General features: G+C 46.0%; 22 protein-coding genes. 7 read left to right on the forward strand and 15 right to left on the reverse strand.

Annotation, left to right across the window (positions count from 1 at the left end; genetic code table 11):
• Positions 1-12: 12 nt before the first annotated feature.
• A complete protein-coding gene (locus tag Q0882_RS05920) occupies positions 13-2,571 on the reverse strand; it encodes a DNA translocase FtsK (RefSeq protein ID WP_299179065.1) in 2,559 nt (852 codons plus the stop codon).
• Positions 2,572-2,907: 336 nt separating this feature from the next.
• On the opposite strand from Q0882_RS05920, the gene trxB reads away from it, so the two are divergent.
• The 4 genes from trxB to infA all read left to right on the forward strand — a co-directional run bounded on the left by trxB (position 2,908) and on the right by infA (position 5,682).
• Complete coding sequence (gene trxB / locus Q0882_RS05925; RefSeq protein WP_299179067.1) at positions 2,908-3,864, forward strand: thioredoxin-disulfide reductase; 957 nt, start codon at positions 2,908-2,910, stop codon at positions 3,862-3,864.
• 39 nt (positions 3,865-3,903) lie between these two features.
• Entirely contained in the window at positions 3,904-4,617 is a 714-nt protein-coding gene (gene aat / locus Q0882_RS05930; RefSeq protein ID WP_299179069.1) for a leucyl/phenylalanyl-tRNA--protein transferase, read from the forward strand.
• Complete coding sequence (locus Q0882_RS05935; RefSeq protein ID WP_299179071.1) at positions 4,610-5,326, forward strand: arginyltransferase; 717 nt, start codon at positions 4,610-4,612, stop codon at positions 5,324-5,326. Before aat ends, Q0882_RS05935 begins: the two co-directional genes overlap by 8 nt.
• Before the next feature lie 137 nt (positions 5,327-5,463).
• Complete coding sequence (gene infA, locus Q0882_RS05940; protein ID WP_027853708.1) at positions 5,464-5,682, forward strand: translation initiation factor IF-1; 219 nt, start codon at positions 5,464-5,466, stop codon at positions 5,680-5,682.
• A gap of 87 nt (positions 5,683-5,769) precedes the next feature.
• On the opposite strand, the gene clpA is transcribed toward infA, so the two are convergent.
• Entirely contained in the window at positions 5,770-8,025 is a 2,256-nt protein-coding gene (gene clpA, locus Q0882_RS05945) for an ATP-dependent Clp protease ATP-binding subunit ClpA (RefSeq protein ID WP_299179074.1), read from the reverse strand.
• Positions 8,026-8,037: 12 nt separating this feature from the next.
• The gene (clpS, locus tag Q0882_RS05950; protein ID WP_299179120.1) at positions 8,038-8,367 is read right to left on the reverse strand and encodes an ATP-dependent Clp protease adapter ClpS; all 330 of its coding nucleotides are present in this window, start codon (positions 8,365-8,367) and stop codon (positions 8,038-8,040) included.
• Positions 8,368-8,621: 254 nt separating this feature from the next.
• Here clpS and cspD point away from each other — a divergent pair, with 254 nt between their 5' ends.
• A complete protein-coding gene (cspD, locus tag Q0882_RS05955) occupies positions 8,622-8,834 on the forward strand; it encodes a cold shock domain-containing protein CspD (protein ID WP_299179076.1) in 213 nt (70 codons plus the stop codon).
• 67 nt (positions 8,835-8,901) lie between these two features.
• On the opposite strand, the gene icd is transcribed toward cspD, so the two are convergent.
• A complete protein-coding gene (gene icd, locus Q0882_RS05960; protein ID WP_299179078.1) occupies positions 8,902-10,155 on the reverse strand; it encodes an NADP-dependent isocitrate dehydrogenase in 1,254 nt (417 codons plus the stop codon).
• Positions 10,156-10,273: 118 nt separating this feature from the next.
• On the opposite strand from icd, the gene Q0882_RS05965 reads away from it, so the two are divergent.
• Positions 10,274-10,912 (forward strand): pseudouridine synthase, encoded by a 639-nt coding sequence (locus tag Q0882_RS05965; RefSeq protein ID WP_299179080.1) that lies wholly within the window; start codon positions 10,274-10,276, stop codon positions 10,910-10,912.
• A gap of 10 nt (positions 10,913-10,922) precedes the next feature.
• On the opposite strand, the gene Q0882_RS05970 is transcribed toward Q0882_RS05965, so the two are convergent.
• The 7 genes from Q0882_RS05970 to dsbD all read right to left on the reverse strand — a co-directional run bounded on the left by Q0882_RS05970 (position 10,923) and on the right by dsbD (position 17,068).
• On the reverse strand, positions 10,923-11,090 hold the full coding sequence (locus Q0882_RS05970; protein WP_299179082.1) for a YqaE/Pmp3 family membrane protein: 168 nt from the start codon (positions 11,088-11,090) through the stop codon (positions 10,923-10,925).
• A 46-nt stretch (positions 11,091-11,136) separates the two neighbouring features.
• Positions 11,137-11,892 carry an endonuclease gene (locus tag Q0882_RS05975; RefSeq protein WP_299179084.1) on the reverse strand — a complete coding sequence of 252 codons (756 nt, stop codon included), beginning with the start codon at positions 11,890-11,892 and terminating at the stop codon, positions 11,137-11,139.
• A gap of 101 nt (positions 11,893-11,993) precedes the next feature.
• A complete protein-coding gene (locus tag Q0882_RS05980; protein ID WP_299179086.1) occupies positions 11,994-12,566 on the reverse strand; it encodes a uracil-DNA glycosylase in 573 nt (190 codons plus the stop codon).
• A gap of 49 nt (positions 12,567-12,615) precedes the next feature.
• Entirely contained in the window at positions 12,616-13,098 is a 483-nt protein-coding gene (locus tag Q0882_RS05985) for a paraquat-inducible protein A (protein WP_299179088.1), read from the reverse strand.
• A 92-nt stretch (positions 13,099-13,190) separates the two neighbouring features.
• Entirely contained in the window at positions 13,191-14,300 is a 1,110-nt protein-coding gene (locus Q0882_RS05990; RefSeq protein ID WP_299179090.1) for a hypothetical protein, read from the reverse strand.
• Between the two features lie 473 nt (positions 14,301-14,773).
• The gene (locus Q0882_RS05995; protein ID WP_299179092.1) at positions 14,774-15,136 is read right to left on the reverse strand and encodes a hypothetical protein; all 363 of its coding nucleotides are present in this window, start codon (positions 15,134-15,136) and stop codon (positions 14,774-14,776) included.
• A 93-nt stretch (positions 15,137-15,229) separates the two neighbouring features.
• The gene (dsbD, locus tag Q0882_RS06000) at positions 15,230-17,068 is read right to left on the reverse strand and encodes a protein-disulfide reductase DsbD (RefSeq protein ID WP_299179094.1); all 1,839 of its coding nucleotides are present in this window, start codon (positions 17,066-17,068) and stop codon (positions 15,230-15,232) included.
• A gap of 313 nt (positions 17,069-17,381) precedes the next feature.
• On the opposite strand from dsbD, the gene Q0882_RS06005 reads away from it, so the two are divergent.
• Entirely contained in the window at positions 17,382-18,449 is a 1,068-nt protein-coding gene (locus Q0882_RS06005) for a 3-deoxy-7-phosphoheptulonate synthase (RefSeq protein ID WP_299179096.1), read from the forward strand.
• Positions 18,450-18,537: 88 nt separating this feature from the next.
• Here the strand turns inward: Q0882_RS06005 and Q0882_RS06010 are convergent, their stop codons facing one another.
• From Q0882_RS06010 to tig, 4 genes are all read right to left on the reverse strand, one after another.
• Entirely contained in the window at positions 18,538-19,647 is a 1,110-nt protein-coding gene (locus Q0882_RS06010; protein WP_299179098.1) for an Hpt domain-containing protein, read from the reverse strand.
• Positions 19,648-19,728: 81 nt separating this feature from the next.
• Complete coding sequence (clpX, locus tag Q0882_RS06015) at positions 19,729-21,018, reverse strand: ATP-dependent Clp protease ATP-binding subunit ClpX (RefSeq protein WP_299179100.1); 1,290 nt, start codon at positions 21,016-21,018, stop codon at positions 19,729-19,731.
• 124 nt (positions 21,019-21,142) lie between these two features.
• Entirely contained in the window at positions 21,143-21,769 is a 627-nt protein-coding gene (clpP, locus tag Q0882_RS06020) for an ATP-dependent Clp endopeptidase proteolytic subunit ClpP (protein WP_299179102.1), read from the reverse strand.
• Positions 21,770-21,945: 176 nt separating this feature from the next.
• Positions 21,946-23,286 carry a trigger factor gene (gene tig, locus Q0882_RS06025; RefSeq protein WP_299179104.1) on the reverse strand — a complete coding sequence of 447 codons (1,341 nt, stop codon included), beginning with the start codon at positions 23,284-23,286 and terminating at the stop codon, positions 21,946-21,948.
• Positions 23,287-23,684: the final 398 nt, after the last annotated feature.

Here is a 23,684-nt window from a genome sequence, read left to right on the forward strand (position 1 = left end):
TTGTTCTATGACTTACATTTCGCCGTGCGGTGAAGGCGCGAGAACCTCTCGCTGACCATTACTCCCCGCCGGGCTGACAACACCCGCAGCTTCCATCGCCTCAACCATGCGTGCAGCCCGGTTATAACCGATCTTCAATTTACGCTGCACACTAGAGATAGACGCTTTACGGGTCTCCAACACAAATGCGACCGCCTCATCATAGAGAGGGTCCTGCTCATCATCGAACAACGAACCTGAACCATTCCCGTCTGAAACCGAATCTCCCTCGGTTATTTCAGTGATATAGTCCGGCTGGCCCAGTTTTTTCCACGCTTCCACAACACGATGAACCTCATCATCGCTGACAAATGCGCCATGCACTCGGTTTGGCAGGCTGGTGCCCGCAGGCAGATAAAGCATATCCCCCCACCCCAACAGGTGCTCAGCTCCTGATTGATCCAATATCGTGCGCGAATCGATTCGTGAAGAGACCTGGAATGCGATCCGGGTCGGGATATTGGCTTTAATCAAACCAGTAATGACATCCACAGATGGACGTTGGGTTGCTAGTATCAGATGGATACCTGCCGCACGTGCCTTCTGTGCAATACGTGCAATCAGCTCCTCAACCTTTTTGCCAACGATCATCATCATGTCGGCAAACTCATCAATAACAACCACAATATAAGGTAGTGTCTCTAACTCAGGCGCAGAGGTACCGAATGGTTCACCATGTTCCTCTGGGTTCCACAACGGATCACGGAGTGGATCACCCTTTTTGCGCGCCTCTTCTATCTTGTCATTGAATCCAGCCAGATTTCGCACACCCATTTTCGCCATCAAACGATAACGACGCTCCATCTCACCCACGCACCAGCGCAGACCGGAGGCAGCATCTTTCATATCGGTGATAACAGGTGTCAAGAGATGCGGCACACCCTCATAGATTGAGAGTTCGAGCATCTTCGGATCAACCAGGATCAAGCGGACCTCTTCCGGTGTTGCCTTAAACAACAACGACAGGAGCATCGCATTAACGCCAACAGATTTACCGGAACCCGTTGTACCAGCAACCAATAGGTGCGGCATTTTCGCTAAATTGGCAACCACCGGATTACCCGCGATATCGTTACCCAAACCGATAGTAATTTTGGACGCTGCAGATAGATAAGGTTTTGAGCTCAACACTTCACTCAAATGTACGGTCAGTCGGGTCTCATTAGGAATTTCGATACCCACGACCGACTTACCTGCAATCACCTCAACGACTCGAACGCTGCTGACAGCCATTGAACGGGCCAGATCTTTAGCGAGATTGGTAATTTTACTGGCCTTCACCCCTGGAGCAGGTTGAATCTCAAAGCGGGTGATCACCGGACCAGGGTTTACCTCCACCACTTCAGCGACGACACCAAAATCTTTCAGTTTACTTTCCAGCAGTCGAGACATCTGCTCCAGCTGATCAGGCGAATATCCGGTATCAGTATTTAATTCCGGTGGATCGAGAAGGTCCAGCGGAGGAATTTTCCGCGCTAGCTTGCGCTTAGCCGCAGGCTTCTCATCAAGACCGAGTTCATTATCCTGCATCGGCTTATGCGTTTCAGATAACGGAACAATACGTACTTGCGGTTTAACCTCTGTTTCCACAACAGGTTCAGTCACCACTCTGGCTTCGGGTTCTGAATCTAATTCAAATGGAGGTAAGTCAGGTTCAGAAAGCTCTGTTTCTTCAATCTGTCCCCGGGTATTTGGCTGATCGGTCTCAACCGGAGCCAATACCTGTGCAGCCGGCTCTGCATATACCTCTGCACGCTCAAAAACGGGTTCAATACGCTCACGAACAACAGGTGGTGCTTGCTGCTCATTGATCTCATCCTTAATTAAAGAGGTATTGAGCTTCACCTCGGCTCGATTCAGGGCGGCATCTGAGAGATCAAACCCGTCCTCTACATGTTCCTCATTGCTGTCACTGTTCTCAGTGTCCTTGCGCTTGATTTTACTGACCAATTTGGCGCCGAGATTTTCAAGAATAGCAGACCACCCCATCTCCAATAGCAGGGTTACACTGAACAGGAGGACTGTAAATAGAATGACGGAGCTACCCACCAGACTTAACCAGGATACGCTCCAGTCGGAGATCGCCTCTCCCAGAATACCTCCCGCTGTAAAAGGGTACTCCAGGCCACTGTTTGATATATGTGTCGCGCACAATGCGCTGAATGATGAAAGCATCAACAGGCAACCCGTAGTGCGCAGAATAAAGAATGGCACGGTATCCATCACACTACGCTCTTTCATCAACATAAAACGCACAGCAGGATAGACCAGTAGAAAAGGGACAAGGAAAGAACTCAGACCTAAACCGGAGATAAACAGGTCTGCCAACCATGCTCCAGCCGGACCAGTAAAATTACTGATCTCAGGCTGGTAGCCAAGGTGGGACCAACCCGAATCCTTTGGATCAAACCCCAATAGAGAAATTAATAAAAAGATACTGGCAGCAATGATGATAATCAGGCTGGATTCGCGACTAATTCTCGCGAGCAATTCAGTAAAACTTAAACGTTGTCCGTTATCGGTCGCGCTCAAGGGTGAAGCTCCATCACTTTGAACAAAATCAGTGAGCTACAATAACATAATTTAATGCGAGTCTAATGGTTGAAGCGCTCAAGTTTATGATTCATAGTTACCCAATTGTTTTGTAGCTCCTGGGTGACGGCGAGCGCTGATTAATTATCGATCACCACTGTGTATTTTGTGAACGACGAATTCCTCGTTCACCCATCAGTGACTCGATGGCTATGCAGCCCTCGACAAAAGATTGGGATAGTTTTTACTCTCCAATATGTAACCTGGGTTGAATTTTTGGGCTCCTCCCCCATCTTCTTATAATCGATTTTTCTTAACGGACTTAGTTTTATTACCATGAGCGAAGTACAACATCACGAGCTAATCATCCTGGGTAGCGGACCAGCTGGCTATACCGCTGCCGTTTATGCTGCACGCGCTAACTTAAACCCTGTTGTCATTACCGGTATGCAAGCGGGTGGTCAGTTAACCACCACAACAGAAGTTGATAACTGGCCTGGTGATGTTGATGGCGTTCAGGGTCCTGAACTAATGCAGCGGATGCAGCAGCACGCAGAGCGTTTCGATACTCAGATCATCTTTGATCATATTAACGAAACAGACCTTCAAAACCGCCCTTTCCGCCTCAAAGGCGACATGGGTGAATACACCTGCGATGCGCTGATCATTGCAACGGGTGCATCTGCACAATATCTGGGTCTACCCTCTGAAGAAACATTTGCAGGCAAAGGCGTATCGGCTTGTGCTACTTGCGATGGTTTCTTCTACCGTGGCCAAAAAGTTGCTGTTGTTGGCGGGGGTAACACCGCTGTTGAAGAAGCGCTATATCTTTCTAATATTGCCGAAGAGGTTACGTTGATTCATCGCCGTGATTCCCTTCGCTCCGAAAAGATCTTACAGGATAAGATCCTGGAACGTGCCGAGAACGGAAATATCAATATCATCTGGAACCATACTCTTGAAGAGGTGCTGGGTGACGATTCAGGTGTAACCGGCCTACGCCTGAAAGGAACTGAAAGTGGTGAAGAGCAGCAACTGGATGTTGCCGGTGTTTTCATTGCTATTGGTCATAAACCAAATACTGACATTTTCCAAGACCAACTAGATATGAAAGATGGCTACCTGACCATCAAATCAGGTCTTGAAGGAAATGCCACTCAAACCAGTGTCGAAGGTGTGTATGCAGCGGGCGACGTGTGCGACCATATCTATCGTCAGGCAATTACCTCAGCAGGTTTTGGTTGTATGGCTGCGCTGGATGCTGAGCGCTTCCTTGATAACCTGAAAAAATAGATCGATGGGCGGAACGGTTCATAACCGTTCCGCTAGTTTATGATCCCCTGGTTACACACCGCATCAGATCCTTTTCCTCCTGTAGAGCTGGCATTATCTGACCCCAACGGGTTACTGGCAGCTGGCGGCACCCTGTCTGAAGAACGTTTAGTGCAAGCTTACCGCCAAGGCATCTTCCCCTGGTACAGCCCGGGAGAACCAATTCTATGGTGGAGCCCCGATCCACGTTGCGTGCTATTTCCCGATCAATTACACATCTCAAGAAGTATGCGTAAGCGATTGAATAAAAAAGATTATAGTGTTTGTTTTGATCGTAATTTTTCTGCCGTAGTTGATGCTTGCGCTGCGCCTCGGAGAGATGCAGATGGCACCTGGATCACCGATGAGATTAAATCTTCCTATGCTCTACTTCATCAACATGGCATTGCTCACTCCGTGGAAGTCTATATTGAAGATAAGCTGGTCGGGGGGCTGTATGGCATTGCCATGGGAAAACTGTTTTTTGGGGAATCAATGTTTAGCCGCTCTAAAGACGCTTCAAAGATCGCATTCATCCACTTGGTCGAACAGTTGAAAAAATGGGACTATGCTTTAATTGATTGTCAGGTGAGCAACAATCATCTTTTTTCACTAGGGGCCACCGAGATTCAGAGGGCCGAGTTCAAGCAGCATCTGCATAAACACCTCGACACCCCTGTAAACCACATCTGGACATTTGATACAGAGATCGTAGTGAGGTCTGCGTGTGACTAACCTCAGAACGCTTCACTTCTATGCAACTCCTGAGCACGACTGCAGCTATCTTGATGGCAAGACGGCCAAGACCCTGTTTGTAGATCCCCACGCGGAAATTGATAAGGGTACATACAGCCAGCTGTCTGATCTTGGTTTTCGAAGAAGTGGCAAGCATATCTACCGTCCCCACTGCGATAACTGCAATGCCTGCATCTCAGTTCGCATCCCCCTTGCTGTTTTCAAAATGAAGAAAAGCCATCGTCGGATTTTCAATAAAAACAACGATCTAACTGTCTCTTGCTCACCGGCTAAATTTACCGAGGAGTACTACACCCTCTACTCACGCTATATCAACGAGCGGCACAAGGATGGTGATATGTACCCACCCAATTTGGAACAGTTCAACTCTTTTCTCGTTGAAAGTGATGACAATACCTTTTTTTATGAGTTCCGAGACCCGGCAAATAATCTTGTCGCTGTGAGTGTGGTCGACATGCTCCAGCAAGGCATGTCTGCGATCTATACATTCTATGACCCCTCCCTGCCAAAACGCAGTTTAGGCACCTACTGCATTCTCTGGCAGTTGCAGTATTGCGCTGATCACTATCTTAACTACCTCTATCTGGGTTACTGGGTAAAAGAGTGCCGAAAAATGAGCTATAAAACCTCATTTACCCCCTTTGAATTACTGCTTGACGGGCAGTGGGTGAATATCACACCGCGCTAATCACTGAACCAACCTTAAAACTCTTAAGATTCGCCCATTTCATCTATTTATCTTTGATAAAGATGTGATTTTAAGGCACAATACCGCGCAATTATTAGGTCCAGATCTCTGGAGACCCTCAACAAGGTAGAGAATTAATGGCTAAAGAAGATAGCATTGAAATGGAAGGCACCGTGGTTGATACGCTCCCGAACACTATGTTTCGTGTTGAGCTGGAAAACGGCCATGTTGTTACAGCACACATCTCAGGTAAGATGCGCAAAAACTACATCCGCATCCTGACAGGCGATAAAGTTAAAGTTGAACTGACTCCTTACGATCTGAGCAAGGGTCGCATCGTTTATCGCGCGCGTTAATCATTGCTTTCTTCCCTGTATACACAGGCAAGAATTTAAAAAAGAGGCAGCCAAATGGCTGCCTTTTTGTTGTCTGGATCTCAGGACTCAGACACAACTCATCGCCTCAACGATCAACTCCCCTGCCTCATCCACACTGATCGCAACCTCACCACCCTCATCGGCTAATTCACCAAAGAGAATCATCTCAGCAAGTGGCTTCTTCAATTTCTCCTGAATCAAACGCTGCATCGGCCGTGCACCCATCTGAGCATCGTAGCCTTTCTCTGCAAACCAGGTTCTGGCAGCGTCATCCAGATGCAGCACAACCCGTTTATCTTCCAGCTGTACCTGCAACTCTACAAAGAACTTATCCACGACCCCTTTGATAATATCGGTAGTCAGCGACCTGAACTGGATAATGCCATCCAGACGGTTACGAAACTCAGGTGTAAACATCTTCCGAATCGCCGCCATTCCATCAGTCGCATGATCCTGTTTAGTGAATCCGATCGAAGCACGACTCATATCTTCTGCGCCGGCATTGGTTGTCATCACCAGAATCACATTGCGGAAGTCCGCTTTGCGACCGTTGTTGTCTGTTAGCATACCGTTGTCCATCACCTGAAGCAGAAGGTTAAATACTTCTGGGTGCGCTTTCTCAATCTCATCGAGCAGCAGCACAGAGTGCGGCGATTTAGTAATCGCTTCGGTAAGCAAGCCTCCCTGGTCATAACCCACATACCCCGGAGGTGCACCGATCAGGCGAGATACTGTATGGCGCTCCATATATTCAGACATATCGAAGCGCACCAGCTCAATACCCATAATACGAGCAAGTTGCTGGGTAACCTCAGTTTTACCTACACCCGTTGGACCTGCAAAGAGGAAACAACCGACCGGTTTATTTGGCTCCTTCAGGCCAGCACGTGAGAGTTTGATCGCTGAAGAGAGTGTATCAATCGCTTCATCCTGCCCCAGCACGACCATTTTCAGGTTAGAGTCCAGTTTAGCCAGCTGATTTTTATCTGACGCAGAAATACTCTTAGGAGGTATACGGGCAATTTTGGCGACAATCGCCTCGATATCTTCAACCCCGATCTCAGTTTTGCGTAGCTCTTCTGGCAGCAACCGTTGGTATGCACCCGCTTCATCTATGACATCGATCGCCTTATCGGGCATATGCTTGTCATTGATATAACGACCTGCCAGTTCAGCCGCTGCTTTAAGGGCTTCCTCTTTGTAACTCAACTCATGATGCTCTTCAAACCGCTGCTTCAAACCTTTGAGAATCAGGAAGGTGTCATCCACACTAGGTTCAAGCACATCGATTTTCTGGAAACGTCTGGCAAGAGCACGGTCTTTCTCAAAAATCCCGCGAAACTCCTGAAATGTCGTCGAGCCTATACAGCGGATCTGACCAGAACTGAGTAAAGGCTTGAGCAGGTTTGACGCATCCATCGACCCCCCTGACGCTGCACCTGCTCCAATAATGGTGTGGATCTCATCGATGAAAAGGATCGCATGATCTTTTTTCTTAATCTCATTGAGCAGCCCTTTCAGACGCTTCTCAAAATCACCGCGATATTTGGTACCGGCCAATAACGCACCCAGATCTAGCGAATAAACCACCGATTCTTTAATAATGTCAGGAACCGCCCCTTCAAGAATCAGCTTTGCTAAACCTTCCGCGATGGCAGTTTTACCGACACCAGCCTCACCAACCAGCAGCGGGTTGTTTTTCCGGCGACGAGATAGAATTTGCACCACTCGTTCCACTTCGGAGTCACGGCCCACCAGCGGATCAATCCGGCCTTTCTCAGCCTCAGCGTTAAGATTAACCGCATACTTCACCAGAGGACTGTCGTCTTTTTCTTCGGTGGTCTCATTCTCAAGCGGCGTTTCAGTGTGCTCATGATCACTCTCAGGCATTTTTGAAATACCATGAGAGATAAAATTCACCGTATCAATTCTCTCGATACCGTGTTGTTGCAAAATGTAGACAGCCTGGCTCTCCTGTTCACTAAAGATCGCAACCAGCACATTGGCACCTGTCACCTCATTTTTACCAGAGGACTGGACGTGGAAAACCGCACGCTGCAGAACACGCTGGAATCCCAACGTCGGCTGGGTATCCAGATCCGGCAAAGTATCCGATAGCAGTGGCGTTGTCTCAGTAATAAAATCTGCAAGGTTTTTACGAATGCCATCAAAGTTTGCCCCACAGGCAGACAAAACTTCTCGGGCTTCATGATTATCCAGCAGCGCAAGCAGGAGATGTTCGACAGTAATAAACTCATGTCGTTTTTCCTTGGCACTCTGGAATGCTGCACTGAGCGTGTCTTCGAGTTCTCGGTTCAACATAACGCTTCCTCTTCAGACTTTCTCGACTTCACATAGCAACGGATGGCTATTGTCTCTAGCATATTGATTCACTATAGCCGCTTTAGTTTCAGCGACATCACGGGTAAATATTCCACAAACGCCTTTACCCTGAGTATGGACTGACAACATCACCTGTGTCGCTTTTTCCTGATCCATACTGAAAAACATCATCAGCACGGCCACCACAAAATCCATAGGCGTGTAGTCATCATTCAACAAGACTACACGGTACATAGGTGGCTTCTTTACTTGTGGTTTTGCCTCCTGAGTTACAACTTCATGATCTGCCTCATAGTCGTCATGATTATCCTCATTAGACATTTGAGGGATTTTTTGTTCAAAAACCATACACATTAATAATTCTTTTAAAATTTGCACTACAATTAACCATTGAACAGTGATTGAACACCTGTCACGCCCTAGACGTGGGGTGCTATAATCAGAATAGCAGGATAGGCGAACCCCCTGTAGTACCTGCAATTAAAAAGGAACCGCCTTTAGTGACTATTTTAGCAGTTAAAGGCTGTACGTTCAGGTTAGTAATCCAAATGCTGTATTGGATAGGGGAGTTACTTATGCAGACAGGGAAAGTAAAGTGGTTTAACAATTCGAAAGGGTATGGATTTATCCTATCGGACGAACATGAAGAAGACCTCTTTGCTCATTATTCTGCGATTGACGTAGATGGGTATAAAAGCCTTAAAGCAGGCCAAAAGGTGGAATTCGAGACTCAACCGGGTCCCAAAGGGACTCATGCGGTTCAAATCAAACCATTAGAAACTCAATAATAAAACGCTTACCACAGTTCTTAAATCGAAAAAAAACCAGCAATTGCTGGTTTTTTTTCGACCAAAGCTACATATTTTCGATAACGGCATCACCAAATTCCGAGGATGAGAGAAGCGTCGCGCCGCTCATAAGCCGTTCAAAATCATAGGTCACTGTCTTTGAAACAATAGCCCCATCCATCCCCTTGATTACCAGATCTGCTGCTTCAATCCACCCCATGTGGCGTAACATCATCTCTGCAGACAAAATGAGTGAACCGGGGTTTACCTTATCTTGCCCGGCGTATTTAGGTGCCGTGCCATGAGTGGCCTCAAAAATAGCGACACTGTCCGAGAGATTAGCCCCTGGGGCAATTCCTATTCCTCCCACCTCAGCTGCCAGTGCATCTGAAAGATAGTCTCCATTTAGATTGAGTGTCGCTACAACATCATATTCTGCAGGCCTCAGTAAAATCTGTTGCAACATTGCGTCTGCGATCACATCTTTCACTACAATCTCGTTCCCGGTTAATGGATTATTGAAGCTCATCCACGGCACGCCATTTAAGGGTTTAGCCCCAAACTCACTCTGAGCCAACTCGTAGCCCCAATCTTTAAAAGCCCCTTCTGTGAACTTCATGATATTGCCTTTGTGTACCAACGTCAGCGACGCCCTGTCATTATCGACACAGTACTGTAACGCTTTTCGGACTAACCGTTTGGTCCCTTCCTCTGATACCGGTTTCACACCGATACCGCACATCTGATCAAATCTTATTTTATTGACTCCCATCTCCTCTTTGAGAAATTGGATCACTTTCTCCGCCTCTGCTGAACCCGCCTTCCACTCAATACCGGCATAGATATCTTCAGAGTTTTCCCGATAGATCACCATATCTACTTCATCTGGATTTACGACAGGGCTTGGCACCCCTTTAAACCACCGTACCGGACGCTGACATACGTACAGATCCAGTTCCTGTCGTAAGGCAACATTAAGTGAACGGATCCCCCCGCCGACCGGGGTCGTTAACGGCCCTTTAATACCAACAACGAACTCTTTGAATGCCTTTAACGTTTCTTCTGGCAGCCATGTGTCCTGCTCATATATAGAAGTGGCTTTTTCACCTGCATATACTTCCATCCATGAAATTTTCCGGCTTGGCCCGTAGGCCTTGTTAACAGCCTCGTCTACCACTTTGATCATCGGTGGTGTCACATCAATTCCGATACCATCCCCCTCTATATAGGGAATAATCGGGTGATCGGGCACATTAAGTGAAAAATCTGAGTTAACCGTAATTTTTTCACCTTTAGGTACAACAATCTTTTGATATCCCATCTGCGACTCCATGTTTACCTATCACTGAGAGTGTTATCATTGGCTAAATGTATTGAGTCAGTATAGATCAGGACAAGCTCTCTGCTCGCTCATCCACTCTAAGATCAAGTACCTACACATGCCTCAGCTCCTACTTTTTAACAAGCCCTTTCAAGTACTTACGCAGTTTACAAGCCAAGATACTAAGCGAACGCTTGCTGATTTTATTCAACAGCCTAACTTCTATGCTGCAGGTAGGCTTGATTACGATTCAGAAGGTTTATTAATTTTGACCGACAATGGTCCGCTCCAAAATTATCTCGCCAGTCCGAAATTCAAGATGGAGAAAACCTATTGGGCTCAAGTTGAAGGAGCAATAACAGAGGAAGCTATTAACAGGCTCCGTGAGGGTGTAGATTTAAAAGATGGAGTGACACGTCCAGCTAAAGCACGCCGTATAGACGAACCCGCCCTGTGGGAACGCACCCCGCCCATACGTGAAAGAAGAGAGATTCCGACAAGCTGGATCGAACTCAAAATCACAGAGGGGAAAAACCGTCAGGTGCGACGCATGACAGCAGCAGTTGGATTTCCTACCCTCAGACTGGTTCGATACGCTATTGGAGAATGGACTGTAGCCGATTTATTACCAGGCGAGAGTCGATTGATCGAAGCCGAGTTTGATCTGCCAAAACCAAGAACTCGCCCTGGCATAAAAAGAGCCCAGGGCCGCAGTAACACGGGCAAATATTCAAAAAAAAGGGCTACTCGCCGGTAGCCCTCCTAATCTAACCTTTTTGCTTCGTAGCGACCAACCACACAGCGTGGATAATGCCTGGTAACCAGCCAAACAGACAAAGCACTAAATTAATAACGAAATGTTTCGTTAGGCCCACCTGCAGAAAAGCCCCTAATGGTGGCAATAAGATAGCTAAAATCAGATTAACAATGTTCATTTACGTTCCCCTGTGTCAACGATGACACAAGATAACTATATAAATATTAATCTGTTATGAATAGTCTCTTAATTTTCCCCAAAAGCACGTTATTTATTTCTGCATTATCTGATTGAACGACCTCTAACCCACCAGATACGTAAGGGTTTGAATTCCCCTGTATCTGGCGAATACGTCTGTCACGTTCGATCTCCCAGTGATCGACAGGATCAATGTTATTCCAGGCCTGAAAAAGCTGATTCTGTTTTTTACTGATCTTGATACCGTACTGGTCACGCATATAAAAATAGATACGGGCAATATCTCCCCTGACCTCCGCCCTTGGCTCAATTTTCCGCGCCTTGAAGTCCACTTCCACATCACACTGTCCGTAGGCTCTCTTCTCTCCAGTGAGCATAGCAAAACTGTAATTGGAGCGATCCCCATTAACTTCGCCCAGAGCCGGTACGAGATTGTGGAGATCCGATTCCATATCCACAAAAACGCGATCTTTACGGCAGGCTTTGCGGCCCCCGTTCTGCCAGCACTGGCGCTGATGCCCGAAAGCCCAGGCAGGCATGACATGCTCCCACTCTATTCTCTGAGCACGCTTTAAATTTTTACGGAACTGATATCCGCACGTTTCAAATTCAGATGTCAGCTTTTTACCCTGCCTTGTGTAGTTACAGCCACAATAAAAAGTCGTTTGGTTATCTGAATAGATCTCTTTAAGCAGCCTCTTGGCCTTACTGAATGATCCGACAGGCTCTGCACCTACCGATAGGGAGAGGCTAATTGTGATAAGCGCAAACAATATTCGCATTGGAATTCCTTATATGGACAGGCTTCCAATGCCAAAAATTTGCGTCCTGCAATGACTAAAGCGGGTAACATTAACGTATTGATAATAAACAGAAGCTTAAGTTAACCGCTTCCAACTAAGCGATACAATGAATCCATCCCAGAGATAAACTCTTTTTTGCCTCCATAGGAGGGGTGGCGAATATAGATGATCTCCTTTTCCGGGAAAGCACGCTGAATACTTTCAGCCCCCTTTCGCCCTAAACCCGCGATAAGATCGGGCTGATATAGATCACATAGCAGCCTCAAATAACCAATCCCCTCTTTAATCTCAGATACGTTCGGGGCCCTATTCTTCCTTTGCACCCGGGATGGATGAGGATGAAAGGGAAAGGAGTTCCAAAACAGCGGAACGAATGGTTTATCTTGAAGGTATCGCCATACTATTGAAGCTGTGTTTTCAGCCACAAGATCATTAGCTGATCGGTATATCAACGGCTTTAAAGATTCCAAAAATGGGTGGTCTACGTCATCATACAAACAACCACTGGAAAAAGGGATACCGGTCAACCGCCCTCCTCTGAATCCATACGCCTCACCCACCAACAGAATTCGAGGGCTCTCCTGCTTAAGAACCTGCTCTATATACACCCTGAGATTGTTAAGCAGCTGCTCATCCCGATATGGATTGAACACCGTATGAGAGTTCCGTCGTTTTGACAGCCCACTTAAAAGTGGCAGCAATTCATTCATGCTTATTTTTAGAGATAATATGAGTTAGAAACATGATCAATACGACTGCAGAGGCAAAAACATACAGCCCCCAGTGAATATCGATGGTCACAACAGCTCCCAGTTTTACGGTTACAATCAGGACTGCAACCACCATGACGTCCAGCATCGCCCAACGGCCGTAATCATGCATGAGAACCAATATCTTTTTCTGCCCTGTAAAGCTTCCCTGCAGTGTAGTGAGGTATAGAAGCGAAAGTTTTATCAGAGGAAGGACAATACTAAAGATCGCCACGATCAACGCGAGAAGAATTTGGCCATCTTGGAATAAGCTCCAGACACCACCCACCACTGAAAAGGAACTCTCAAAAAAGTAAAACTGACTCATTGTCAGCATCGGGCTGACAAGACCAATTAGAAGCAGGCCCGTAGTCAAGATGAGTGTCATTCGAATAAAAAGTTTGGATCTCAAAGCGGCGGTAGGCTCATTACTCATCGATATCAGGTTTATACAGTTAAAAGCCAATTGTACTTGAACAGATGAAAAAATCGCCAGTAACTCATACAACAAGTTACTGACGATTCAGATCAAACAACCATATCAACCTGTTGCAGCGTACCAACCTGCCCATCTTCAGTCAGATAGACTCCACTGGAACGTATACGCCCATTTTCCTGATTACCCTCTCCTTTAATATCAAACGGGGTTTCAGTAGAACCCAGATAGATAGCACCTATTCCCCTATCTTGCAGAGATTCCAGGCTTTCTCCATCTGCTGTTTTTGTCCAAATTTTTAATTGGTCGAAGATCGTATCAGCCTCATCAATGTAATTGTTACCATCATCATCGTAGCCACTCAAATCAGCAAAACCATTGCCGCTAAGAGCACCAAACAGTTCTGAACCGTTGTTGATAGTTCCATCGCTATTCTTATCAAGAGCCAACATTGCACTGTTACCCTGCAGGTAACTGATTAGCTCTTTATTGCCATCAGCATCCAGATCAAATTCAAATTTTTCATTTGAAAGATCAGCATGATGACCATCAAAATTAACAATCAGTGGATCGGTAAAAACCACCTCTTGGGTAACTTCATAGCTGCGACTTGCAGCATAGCTACGCTCCATTTTCAGGTCGAGATCAAATTCAATCGTCTGTCCATCCGCAGTTGTCACCTTTCCACAGCTTGAAAACTCTGAACACTCATACTCCTCAACAGACTCGCTCATTTTGAATGTCATCTCCATCGTCAAGGGTGATAGCTGAACCGCTGCACCCTTTCCTGTTTCTGTTATCTGTGGAGATTCTTCGGGCAACTGAATCTGATCTTTAGTGACCACCGGTTTTTTATCCGGTTGTATCGCATTGAGCAGGGCCTGCCATAACTTTGCTTTGGTCACCTGCTGCTCATCACTATAAGAATTGGCCCGCTCGCGCGTCCTGAACTGAAGGCCTTCATCGGTCATGACCAGAATTGAGGAAAAATTGCTGGCTGGTTGCAGGCTCTCTGAACGTCCATCAGCAGAAAGGCCATTTATAAAGCCAATGTTTGCTTGCCCCATCCGCCCCTTAGCCGACTGAAGTTGAGAGGTAAAGCCGTTACTAAACGCATCCAGATCAAGTTTTTTTGTAACCTCAGTAAATTCTGACTTTTGATGCTCAGCACTCATATAGATACTACTTGTCTCTATGATCATCCTAAATCTCCTTTTATTGCCCAAACTGATTCCTTCCGCAGGTCTAGATACGAGCGGTGGTCTAATTTTCAGGCAACAGATCACCTGCTCTTGTTTCAAAACAAAAGAAGGATCTAGCTGAATTGTCAGTATTGCGGAAGCTGACTGCCGCTATTCAAACCGGATAGGCAATATCAAACCCACCTAACTCAAATCGGTTAGGGTGCGCAGCCATCGCAAAGACTGTTTTTTGTCTGTGTTATGCATGAAATGGAATATCTACTGAATATAACCTCCCCCATATAAAGCGCTGCAGCCCCTGTGGTTATTAGCCAGTAGCCCAATTGAACTTATCAGTTGGATCAACTCAACTGTTCATTCTGGCAACATCGCGACAAAAGGCTCACAGGTTGATACGAATATGTAAAACGGGGAAGTGCAAAATACAGGCCTAAAAAAAGCCGCATTGCGCGGCTTTTTTTAGTGTTCGAAGACTATTCCTCGAAGTGATAAAACTCTTCGTTCATATACACAGAGACATCAGCCACCTCATCAGGGAACCAACCGACATCCAGATTCGTGTTGCAGCCCTCTATAAAGGCCTCCAATTTAGCATAAGAGGTAACCTTACGATCTTCACGGGAATAGAATTGAGGAGCATGGCAGGTTTCACAATTGGCATCCGTGTACTCTATTCCCCGAATAGTACGCTCCAACTCGACTTCATGGTAAAGCGTCTTACCATTTTCAGCGTCAGCAGCCAGAGCATGAGACACTCCAAAAGAAACTACTGAAGTTAGAAGCAGTGCAAGGGATCGGGCTGTAAAAGATCGAGAAAGATGTTCGTTAGAAATCATTACTGCCTCCACTGGCGATTACAGTCTTTATTATTTTTTTCACTGCAAATTAATCCAGCTATCAACGCCAACACATTCAAAGCCAGATCTAATTTAGATATCGCTTATATGATTAACAAACTCTTTAGGATCGACAACCCCTATTAAAGTCTTATGTGGCAGAAGCTCACCCGACGAATTATAGAAGATCACAGCAGGAGGCCCGATTAAACTGTATCGCTTATTCAACGCTTTCGCTTCAGCATCATTTGAAGTCACGTCAACTTTGATCACTCGATAGTGAGATAACGCCTGTTGAACGGATGAATCAGAAAATGTAAACAGATCCAACTCGATACAGGAAACGCACCAATCAGCATAGAAATCCAGCATCACCGGTTTAGAAGCCAACTCAGCCTCCTTCAGCTGAGCCTCAAGCTGATCAGGGGTCGTCACTTTAACAAATGGAAGGGGCTGGGAGGATGCGGCCTGCGTACCGGATATTCCTTTCAATGGGTAGAGGATACTATTACCACCTGCTAGTGCTCCTACCATCAAGAGCACCCCATATAGCAGCACCACAAGGCCTATTCCTTTAGCTAAGTGAGTTTTCCCGGAAGTATTTTTTTTATTTGTGGAGAGGGCACCCATATAAACAGAGGAGACGATGAGTACAATCGAGGTTAGCCACATAGTGACAATGGTAGGTACAATCCGATCCAACATCCAGATGGCAAGCAGAATCAGAAGAACACCAAAAACGGCCTTAACTTTATCCATCCACAGCCCAGCATGAGGGAGCAGTTTTCCGGCAGAAGTACCGACAAGTAGCAGTGGCACGCCCATTCCTAAACTCATGCTGAACAAAGCGCTCCCACCCAGAACGGGATCACCTGTTTGTCCAATGTAGATCAGCGCTCCAGCCAATGGTGCCGCCATACAAGGCCCAACAATCAGTGCAGAAAGAAAGCCCATGATTGCGACACCCGTAATAGTGCCTCCCTGTTGACTGTTACTCAGCTGGCTCAACTTTGATTGCAGGCTGTTTGGCAGCTGTAACTCATAGAAACCGAACATTGAAAGAGAGAGCAAAACAAAAATTGTGCTGAACGTTACTATGATCCAAGTACTTTGAAACAGTGCTTGTAAATTCTCGCCAAACAAACCGGCAAAGATACCGGCCAGGGTATAGGTTACCGAAACCGATAATACATACACCAATGAAAGGAAAAAGCCTTTTCCTGCCGTTACATGACGCCCCTGCCCTGCAATAATGCTGGAAAGAATTGGAATCATCGGAAAAACACAGGGAGTAAATGAGAGAGCCAAACCGGCGATAAAGAATGCGCCTAAGGTCACGAAGAGATTTCCATTTTTGAGCATGGCAGCAAACTGATCCTGCTCACTCAAACGCACTGTAGATTGAATATCAGATATTACGACTGATGCACTCTCGTCTGTGCGCTTGAAGTCAGATTGCTTCAGGTCAGTGATCCCTGAAACCTTGACCATTTTTGTCACAGGAGGATAACAGATCCCTCCCTCCCAACATCCCTGATAGGTGACCTGCAGTGTTCCCGAAGCATCTTCAGCTGATACGCTGCTTAATGAAAACTTCACCTCTGCACGATTGTGGTAGACCCAGACCTTCCCAAAAAGAGGGTCATCTTTCTGCTCAGCCTGAGCATTTACCCGGTTTACGATCTTTATTGAATCAGATTCTTTAAGCTCAATCCTGTCACGGTAGAGATAATAATCATCGGGTATATCCCAATAGAGCGTTAGCTCATTACCCTCCTGAAAATAACCAAAAACAAAGGCTGTCTCTACATCAACAGGCCCACCCTCGGAGAATGGATTTTTATCAAAAAGCCCAGCCTGTACAGGTGTCGATAAGATCAACACAAACAAGAAGGTCTTTACCAGGGCCAGATATTTGCAGCTAGGGAGCACAATCATTCCTATGAAATCAATTCCAGACGCTCAGTTGACAGTTTGTCCGTTTAACAGTTCTATCACTGCAGCATTTTTTTAATTTTATAGTTTAACACGCCTTATTTTATGGATACGAACCGATAAAACATTAAGATTTAGTCGATCGCACTTTAAATCCATGATTTTGCGCAGATTACCCCTTCTGCACACTTATAACCATCATGGCTTTATGGTAAAACAGGCGTCACATTGAAAAAGAGCCTAGGAAACCCGCGCTTAGAATCTGAAATTGACAACGTCTGCCAGGTTTCCGAATGCAGGATAAGTAATAATGACCGATACACGCGTAGAAGATTTAAACATAGAATCAAACACTGTCCTGGTTTCTCCAGATGCACTGAAAGCTGAGATGCCAATTTCTGAGAAAGCAGCGGCTGCCGTGATGCAGGGCCGCTCTGTTGTTCGCGATATTCTGGATCGTAAAGATCCACGTCTTTTTGTTGTGGTGGGCCCATGCTCTATTCACGATACAGAAGCGGCACTGGAATATGGTAAGAAACTGGTCGAACTTCAGGAGAAGGTAAAAGACTCTCTATACCTTGTTATGCGCGTATATTTTGAAAAGCCACGTACCACAGTGGGATGGAAAGGACTGATTAACGACCCTCACTTAAATGACTCATTTGAGATTGAAGAGGGCCTACATATTTCACGTAAACTGCTGCTCGACCTTTCTGAGATGGGACTACCCCTGGCCACAGAAGCTCTGGACCCTATCTCACCACAGTATATGCAAGATCTGATCTCCTGGTCAGCAATTGGCGCTAGAACTACAGAGTCCCAAACTCACCGTGAAATGTCCTCTGGACTCTCCTGCGCTGTTGGCTTTAAAAACGGCACAGATGGCGGCCTTGATGTCGCAACCAATGCACTTAAATCCGTAAGTGCTCCTCACCGCTTCCTGGGAATTAACGCCGAAGGTCAGGTTTCCATTGTGCATACAAAAGGCAATCAGTACGGTCATGTGGTTCTGCGTGGTGGTGGTGGCAAACCAAACTATGACTCCGTCAGCGTAGCTCTGTGTGAACAGGCACTGGATAAAGCAGGACTGGCAAACAATATTATGATTGATTGCAGCCACGCTAACTCCAACAAAGATCCCGCTCTTCAGCCACTAGTTGCTGAAAACGCTGCCAATCAGATTCTGGAAGGCAACAAGTCGATTGTAGGTCTGATGATCGAAAGTAATCTGGGCTGGGGAAATCAGTCTATTCCAGAGAAGCTGGAAGATCTTGAATATGGTGTATCCGTAACTGATGCCTGCATCGACTGGGATGCAACAGAGAAGTGCCTGGTAGGGATGAACGAAAAGCTAAAAAACGTGCTTCCTAGACGCTAAAATTTCAGACGTCACTGCTGTTGCGCATGGTCACCCATGCGCAACTCTTTCTATACCAATCTTGGTATTCTTTCCCGCTACACCAAATCTACAATACCAAACTCAGAATATCGGTATGAGCCAGACTACTCAGTGCTCTCACCTGTATAGGATCGAACCGATAACCACTTTCACTATTGATACGACTGATCGTTTTAGCGACTGCGATTTTGTCGCTATTGGTCTTGTGTAGTTTATGGTATTGCTGCTGATAGAACCTGAGGAGAGAAAGTAACATCCCCCCACAATCGATCTCTGTAGCCTTAAGTCCTAGCAAGCCACGGCCATCATAACGCTCCTGGCTCTGCTCGATCATAATGGCAGCACTCTGCCACTCCCCACCCAGCTTTAAAAAACCTGCTGATAGCTCCAGTAATTCCTGCGCCTTTTTCCTCTCCCAGGCCTGCGATTCCAGCGTGATATCAAACACTGGAGATGCAACAAATTTACTGCCAACGGTTTGAAAATGAAAAGCTGCCTTGAACTGCTCTCTCTCCACTGCCTGGTTAATCAGCGCAATGATCCTCACACCTACCTCTAGTAGCTTATGCTGATCCCCTTTGGACTGTATCGACTTTGACTGCACAATCTCGGCAATCCGCGCCATAAACTCCAAGCCATCGAAGTCATTGATACGCTGCTGCCGCTCCAGTTTATCGAGTACTTTATCACTAACATTTACAGCCGAAGAGAGAATGCCTGAAAAACTCCCTAAGGTTGCCTGAATAACCTGATCTCTCTGTTGAGGCGTAGCCTCGTAGACCTGAGTTACACCCTTTTCAAGCACATCAATATCAGCTTTCTGGTAGTGCTCACCTTTTAGCACACCAACAACCAGTTGCTCTAAGCGTGTGAAAACAAATGTGATGAACTCCCCCATTAGAGGCGTGTAATCACACTCATTTTTTCTGTATTGAGAGACTATATCCTCAACCCGATGGCACACATCGGCAATCCCATCAAGGAACACCAGATGACTGTTTCCTTTAACCGTGTGGACCGCACGAAACATCTCATGAACAACATCTTCATGGTATTTGTAATTCAATGTTTCAAAACAGCCTTCAAGCTCCTCTAACGCCTCTTTAAAGCTACTATGATATTCAGCTTTAAGATCACCACTGAGTTCATGAAAAGCAGAAAAATTATCTTTAAGCATTGAACACCACTTCCGTCAGTTCACGTTAGAAAAAAAAAGGATAGCAGAGCTATCCTTTTATTAAAGAGTCTTTTGCAGCAATCAGTCTTCTGGAGCTGCTTTTGCCTGTTCAGTGTTTTCGTAAATCAGGATCGGATCATTCTCTCCATTGATCACACCTTCATCGATAACTACTTTGCTGACATTCTCCATAGAGGGTAACTGATACATAATATCTAACAGTGTTGCTTCCATAATAGAACGCAGTCCACGAGCACCTGTTTTACGCTCCAGAGCCTTCTGCGCTACTGCATGAAGGGCAGTTTCACGGAAATCAACCTCTGCACCTTCCATATCAAACAGAGCCTTATACTGCTTAGTCAGGCTGTTCTTGGGCTCAGTAAGAATCTGAATTAGCGCTTCTTCATCCAGCTCAGCCAGTGTGGCAATCATTGGTAATCGGCCAACGAACTCTGGAATCAGACCGTATTTAACCAGATCCTCAGCTTCCATCTCCTGCAAACTGTCAGATACAGTCTTCTCTTCGTCTTTACTCTTAACGACAGCACTGAAACCTATTGAGCTCTTCTCAGAGCGATCACGAATGACCTGCTCGAGTCCAGCAAAGGCACCACCACAAATAAACAGGATATTTGAGGTATCAACCTGCAGGAACTCCTGCTGCGGGTGTTTACGTCCACCCTGCGGAGGTACAGATGCGACTGTCCCTTCAATCAGTTTTAGCAGTGCCTGCTGAACACCTTCACCCGATACATCACGTGTAATTGAAGGGTTGTCAGACTTACGAGAGATCTTATCTATCTCATCAATATAAACGATGCCAAGCTGCGCTTTTTCAACATCATAGTCACATTTCTGCAACAGCTTCTGAATAATATTCTCGACATCTTCGCCTACATACCCTGCTTCCGTCAGGGTTGTAGCATCTGCGATAGTAAAAGGTACATTAAGCAGGCGCGCAAGGGTCTGAGCAAGCAGCGTTTTACCGCTACCTGTCGGACCGATCAGCAGGATATTACTTTTACCCAACTCGACTTCAGAGTTGCTGTTTTTCTGGAAGCGCAGACGCTTATAGTGGTTATATACCGCTACAGCGAGCACCTTCTTCGCACGCTCCTGCCCGATCACATATTCATCAAGGGCAGCACTCAACTCAGATGGTGTAGGAAGGTGATCACCCTCCTCCTGAGGCTCAGCATCCTGAATCTCTTCACGAATAATATCGTTACACAGGTCAACACATTCATCACAGATAAAAACTGAAGGCCCAGCGATCAGCTTACGTACTTCATCCTGACTTTTCCCGCAGAATGAGCAGTAAAGCAACTTGCCGCTGTCATCACCGTCTTTTCCGTTGATTTCGTCGGTCATTCGACTTCCTCGTATATCTACTCAGGGCATATACCCTATATTGCTACCAAGAAGCGCCTTTTCAACTCCACTTTGGAGTAACAAGGCTGACTCTTATGATTATAGTAACAATTCAAATTCTATCTTATTCAGCGTTACGACGATCTAACACTTCGTCGATCAAACCGTAATCTCTCGCGGCATATGGATCCATGAAATTATCACGGTCAGTATCTCGCGAGATAGTTTCCAGATCCTGCCCGGTGTGCTCTGACAATAGGGTGTTTAGCTTATTACGGATACTGAGGATCTCTTTAGTATGGATCTCAATATCTGTCGCCTGCCCTTGATATCCGCCCAGTGGCTGATGAATCATCACGCGTGAATTCGGCAACGCAAAACGTTTACCCTTCGCACCACCTGCCAGCAGAAACGCGCCCATACTAGCCGCCTGCCCCAGACACATGGTGCTGACATCAGGTTTAATAAACTGCATGGTGTCATAGATAGACATACCTGCAGTGACAGACCCACCTGGAGAATTAATATACAGGTGGATATCTTTATCAGGGTTTTCCGCTTCCAAGAACAATAGCTGGGCTACAACCAAATTTGCCATATGATCTTCAACTGGACCTACCAGAAAGATCACACGCTCTTTTAACAGACGGGAGTAAATATCGTAAGCCCGCTCACCACGTGCTGACTGCTCAACTACCATAGGTACCAGACTACTCAGAATATCTGAGCCACCTTTACCAAAATCCGCCATGCATCACTCCTTAAAACGGAAATTTTAACTCGAGCATTCGATCATACTATGTTGGCGGTGCCAAGCAAGCGCTAGAGGGTTATCTACCCTCGAGATCGAAGCTTTTAAAAGAAAAAACGACAGCCAGCATTAGCTAACTGTCGTTTCGTCAGATTTAATCAGGTATGAAACAGCGCTTATTCAGCGGCAGCTTCTTCCTCTTCAGCTACTGGTGCAGCTTCAGGCTTGATTGCATCTTCATAGCTAACTTCAACTTCAGTAACTTTGGCAGAAGAAAGCAACAGATCAACAACCTGCTCTTCCAGAACCAGACCTTTAATCTGGTTCAGCATCTCTTCGTTGCCCATGTACCAGTCAATAACCTGCTGTGGATCCTGGTACGTTTCAGCCATCTCTTCCAGAGTGCTGCGTACACGATCTTCATCAGCTTCCAGCTCGTTTACTTTGATCACTTCCTGCATCAACAGACCGATCTTCACACGACGGTCAGCCTGATCAGTGAACATCTCTTTTGGAAGTGTGTTTGGATCCATATCTGAATCTGGACCAGCAAACTGCATTACCGCCTGACGACGCAGGTTGTCAATTTCACCATCGATCAGTGCAGCAGGAACTTCAATTGGATTCACTTCAAGCAGCTCAGAGAACACCTTGTCTTTGAGCTTCATCTTAAGTGCCTGCTTAAGTTCACGCTCCATGTTTTTACGTACTTCAGCGCGGAAAGCTTCTTCAGTTTTCTCTTCCAGACCAAACTTCTCAAAGAACTCTTCGTTCAGTTCAGCAGAAACCTGCTCAGAAACAGTGTTCACCTTAACTTTGAATACCGCATCTTTACCTTTCAGGTTTTCTGCCTGGTAATCTTCAGGGAAAGTAACATTCAGCTCAACCTCAGCACCGGCTTTAGCTCCAACCAGACCAGATTCAAAACCTGGAATCATTGTGTTAGAGCCCAGCACCAGATCCATGCCTTCACCTTTACCGCCATCAAACGCTTCACCATCGATGAAACCTTCAAAATCGATACGAACACGATCATTATCAGCAGCTTCACGCTCAACATCAGCCCAATCAGCCTGTTGTTTGCGCAGAGTCTCGATCATCTGATCAAGATCTTCCTCTTTCACTTCAGCATTTTTCTTTTCAAGCTCAACTGCAGAGTAATCTGCCAGTTCTACCACTGGGTACACTTCAAATTTCGCAGTGTATTCCAGGTTTTCACCTTCAGAATCTTTAGTGAATTCGATTGCAGGAGTGCCTGCAGGGTTGATCTCTTCCTGCTGCAAAGCCTGGTAGAAAGTTTCCTGAACTACCTGACCTAAAACCTCTTCACGAATACCTTTACCGTAGCGCTGCTTAACTACTTTAACGGGTACTTTACCTGGACGGAAACCATCGATACGTACTGTACGTGCAGTCTGCTGGATGCGCTTGTTTACATCCTGATCGATGCGCTCTGCTGGTACGGAAACCGTCATCAGTCGCTCTAGGCCAGAAGTCGTTTCAACGGAAACTTGCATGTAATGCCTCACAAATAAAATGCTTGAATCAATAATCTTCAACAGACCGGCGATGATGAGGACGCCGCTTAATCTGCACAGTTACCCGGCAATTCCGAGCAAAATCAAAGCGCGAAATTTTCCGGCAACCAGCCTGATTAGTCAAGTTCAGGGAGCAAAATAAAGCAGATGTTTTAAAAAATTCATCAATATAAGATCGAAATGGACCGCACCGCCCAGAGCACAAACACGCACTAGGTTTGAATCAGGCACGATCTGGAAGTTTGTACGCAAAAAGCAGAGATATAATATGGGAGATATCTTACGAGGTTATTCTCGACGAATGGTGCGGACGGAGAGACTCGAACTCTCACACATTGCTGCACCAGAACCTAAATCTGGCGTGTCTACCAATTCCA

Source organism: uncultured Neptuniibacter sp. (assembly GCF_947498015.1).
Classification (GTDB): domain Bacteria; phylum Pseudomonadota; class Gammaproteobacteria; order Pseudomonadales; family Balneatricaceae; genus Neptuniibacter.

Coding starts and splice junctions, on each gene's coding strand:
- trxB (WP_299179067.1), top strand. CDS start 2,908: ATGAGCGAAGTACAACATCACGAGCTAATCATCCTGGGTAGCGGACCA.
- aat (WP_299179069.1), top strand. CDS start 3,904: ATGATCCCCTGGTTACACACCGCATCAGATCCTTTTCCTCCTGTAGAG.
- infA (WP_027853708.1), top strand. CDS start 5,464: ATGGCTAAAGAAGATAGCATTGAAATGGAAGGCACCGTGGTTGATACG.
- clpA (WP_299179074.1), bottom strand. CDS start 8,025: ATGTTGAACCGAGAACTCGAAGACACGCTCAGTGCAGCATTCCAGAGT.
- clpS (WP_299179120.1), bottom strand. CDS start 8,367: ATGTCTAATGAGGATAATCATGACGACTATGAGGCAGATCATGAAGTT.
- cspD (WP_299179076.1), top strand. CDS start 8,622: ATGCAGACAGGGAAAGTAAAGTGGTTTAACAATTCGAAAGGGTATGGA.
- icd (WP_299179078.1), bottom strand. CDS start 10,155: ATGGGATATCAAAAGATTGTTGTACCTAAAGGTGAAAAAATTACGGTT.
- Q0882_RS05965 (WP_299179080.1), top strand. CDS start 10,274: ATGCCTCAGCTCCTACTTTTTAACAAGCCCTTTCAAGTACTTACGCAG.
- Q0882_RS05970 (WP_299179082.1), bottom strand. CDS start 11,090: ATGAACATTGTTAATCTGATTTTAGCTATCTTATTGCCACCATTAGGG.
- Q0882_RS05975 (WP_299179084.1), bottom strand. CDS start 11,892: ATGCGAATATTGTTTGCGCTTATCACAATTAGCCTCTCCCTATCGGTA.
- Q0882_RS05985 (WP_299179088.1), bottom strand. CDS start 13,098: ATGAGTAATGAGCCTACCGCCGCTTTGAGATCCAAACTTTTTATTCGA.
- Q0882_RS05990 (WP_299179090.1), bottom strand. CDS start 14,300: ATGATCATAGAGACAAGTAGTATCTATATGAGTGCTGAGCATCAAAAG.
- Q0882_RS05995 (WP_299179092.1), bottom strand. CDS start 15,136: ATGATTTCTAACGAACATCTTTCTCGATCTTTTACAGCCCGATCCCTT.
- Q0882_RS06005 (WP_299179096.1), top strand. CDS start 17,382: ATGACCGATACACGCGTAGAAGATTTAAACATAGAATCAAACACTGTC.
- Q0882_RS06010 (WP_299179098.1), bottom strand. CDS start 19,647: ATGCTTAAAGATAATTTTTCTGCTTTTCATGAACTCAGTGGTGATCTT.
- clpX (WP_299179100.1), bottom strand. CDS start 21,018: ATGACCGACGAAATCAACGGAAAAGACGGTGATGACAGCGGCAAGTTG.
- clpP (WP_299179102.1), bottom strand. CDS start 21,769: ATGGCGGATTTTGGTAAAGGTGGCTCAGATATTCTGAGTAGTCTGGTA.
- tig (WP_299179104.1), bottom strand. CDS start 23,286: ATGCAAGTTTCCGTTGAAACGACTTCTGGCCTAGAGCGACTGATGACG.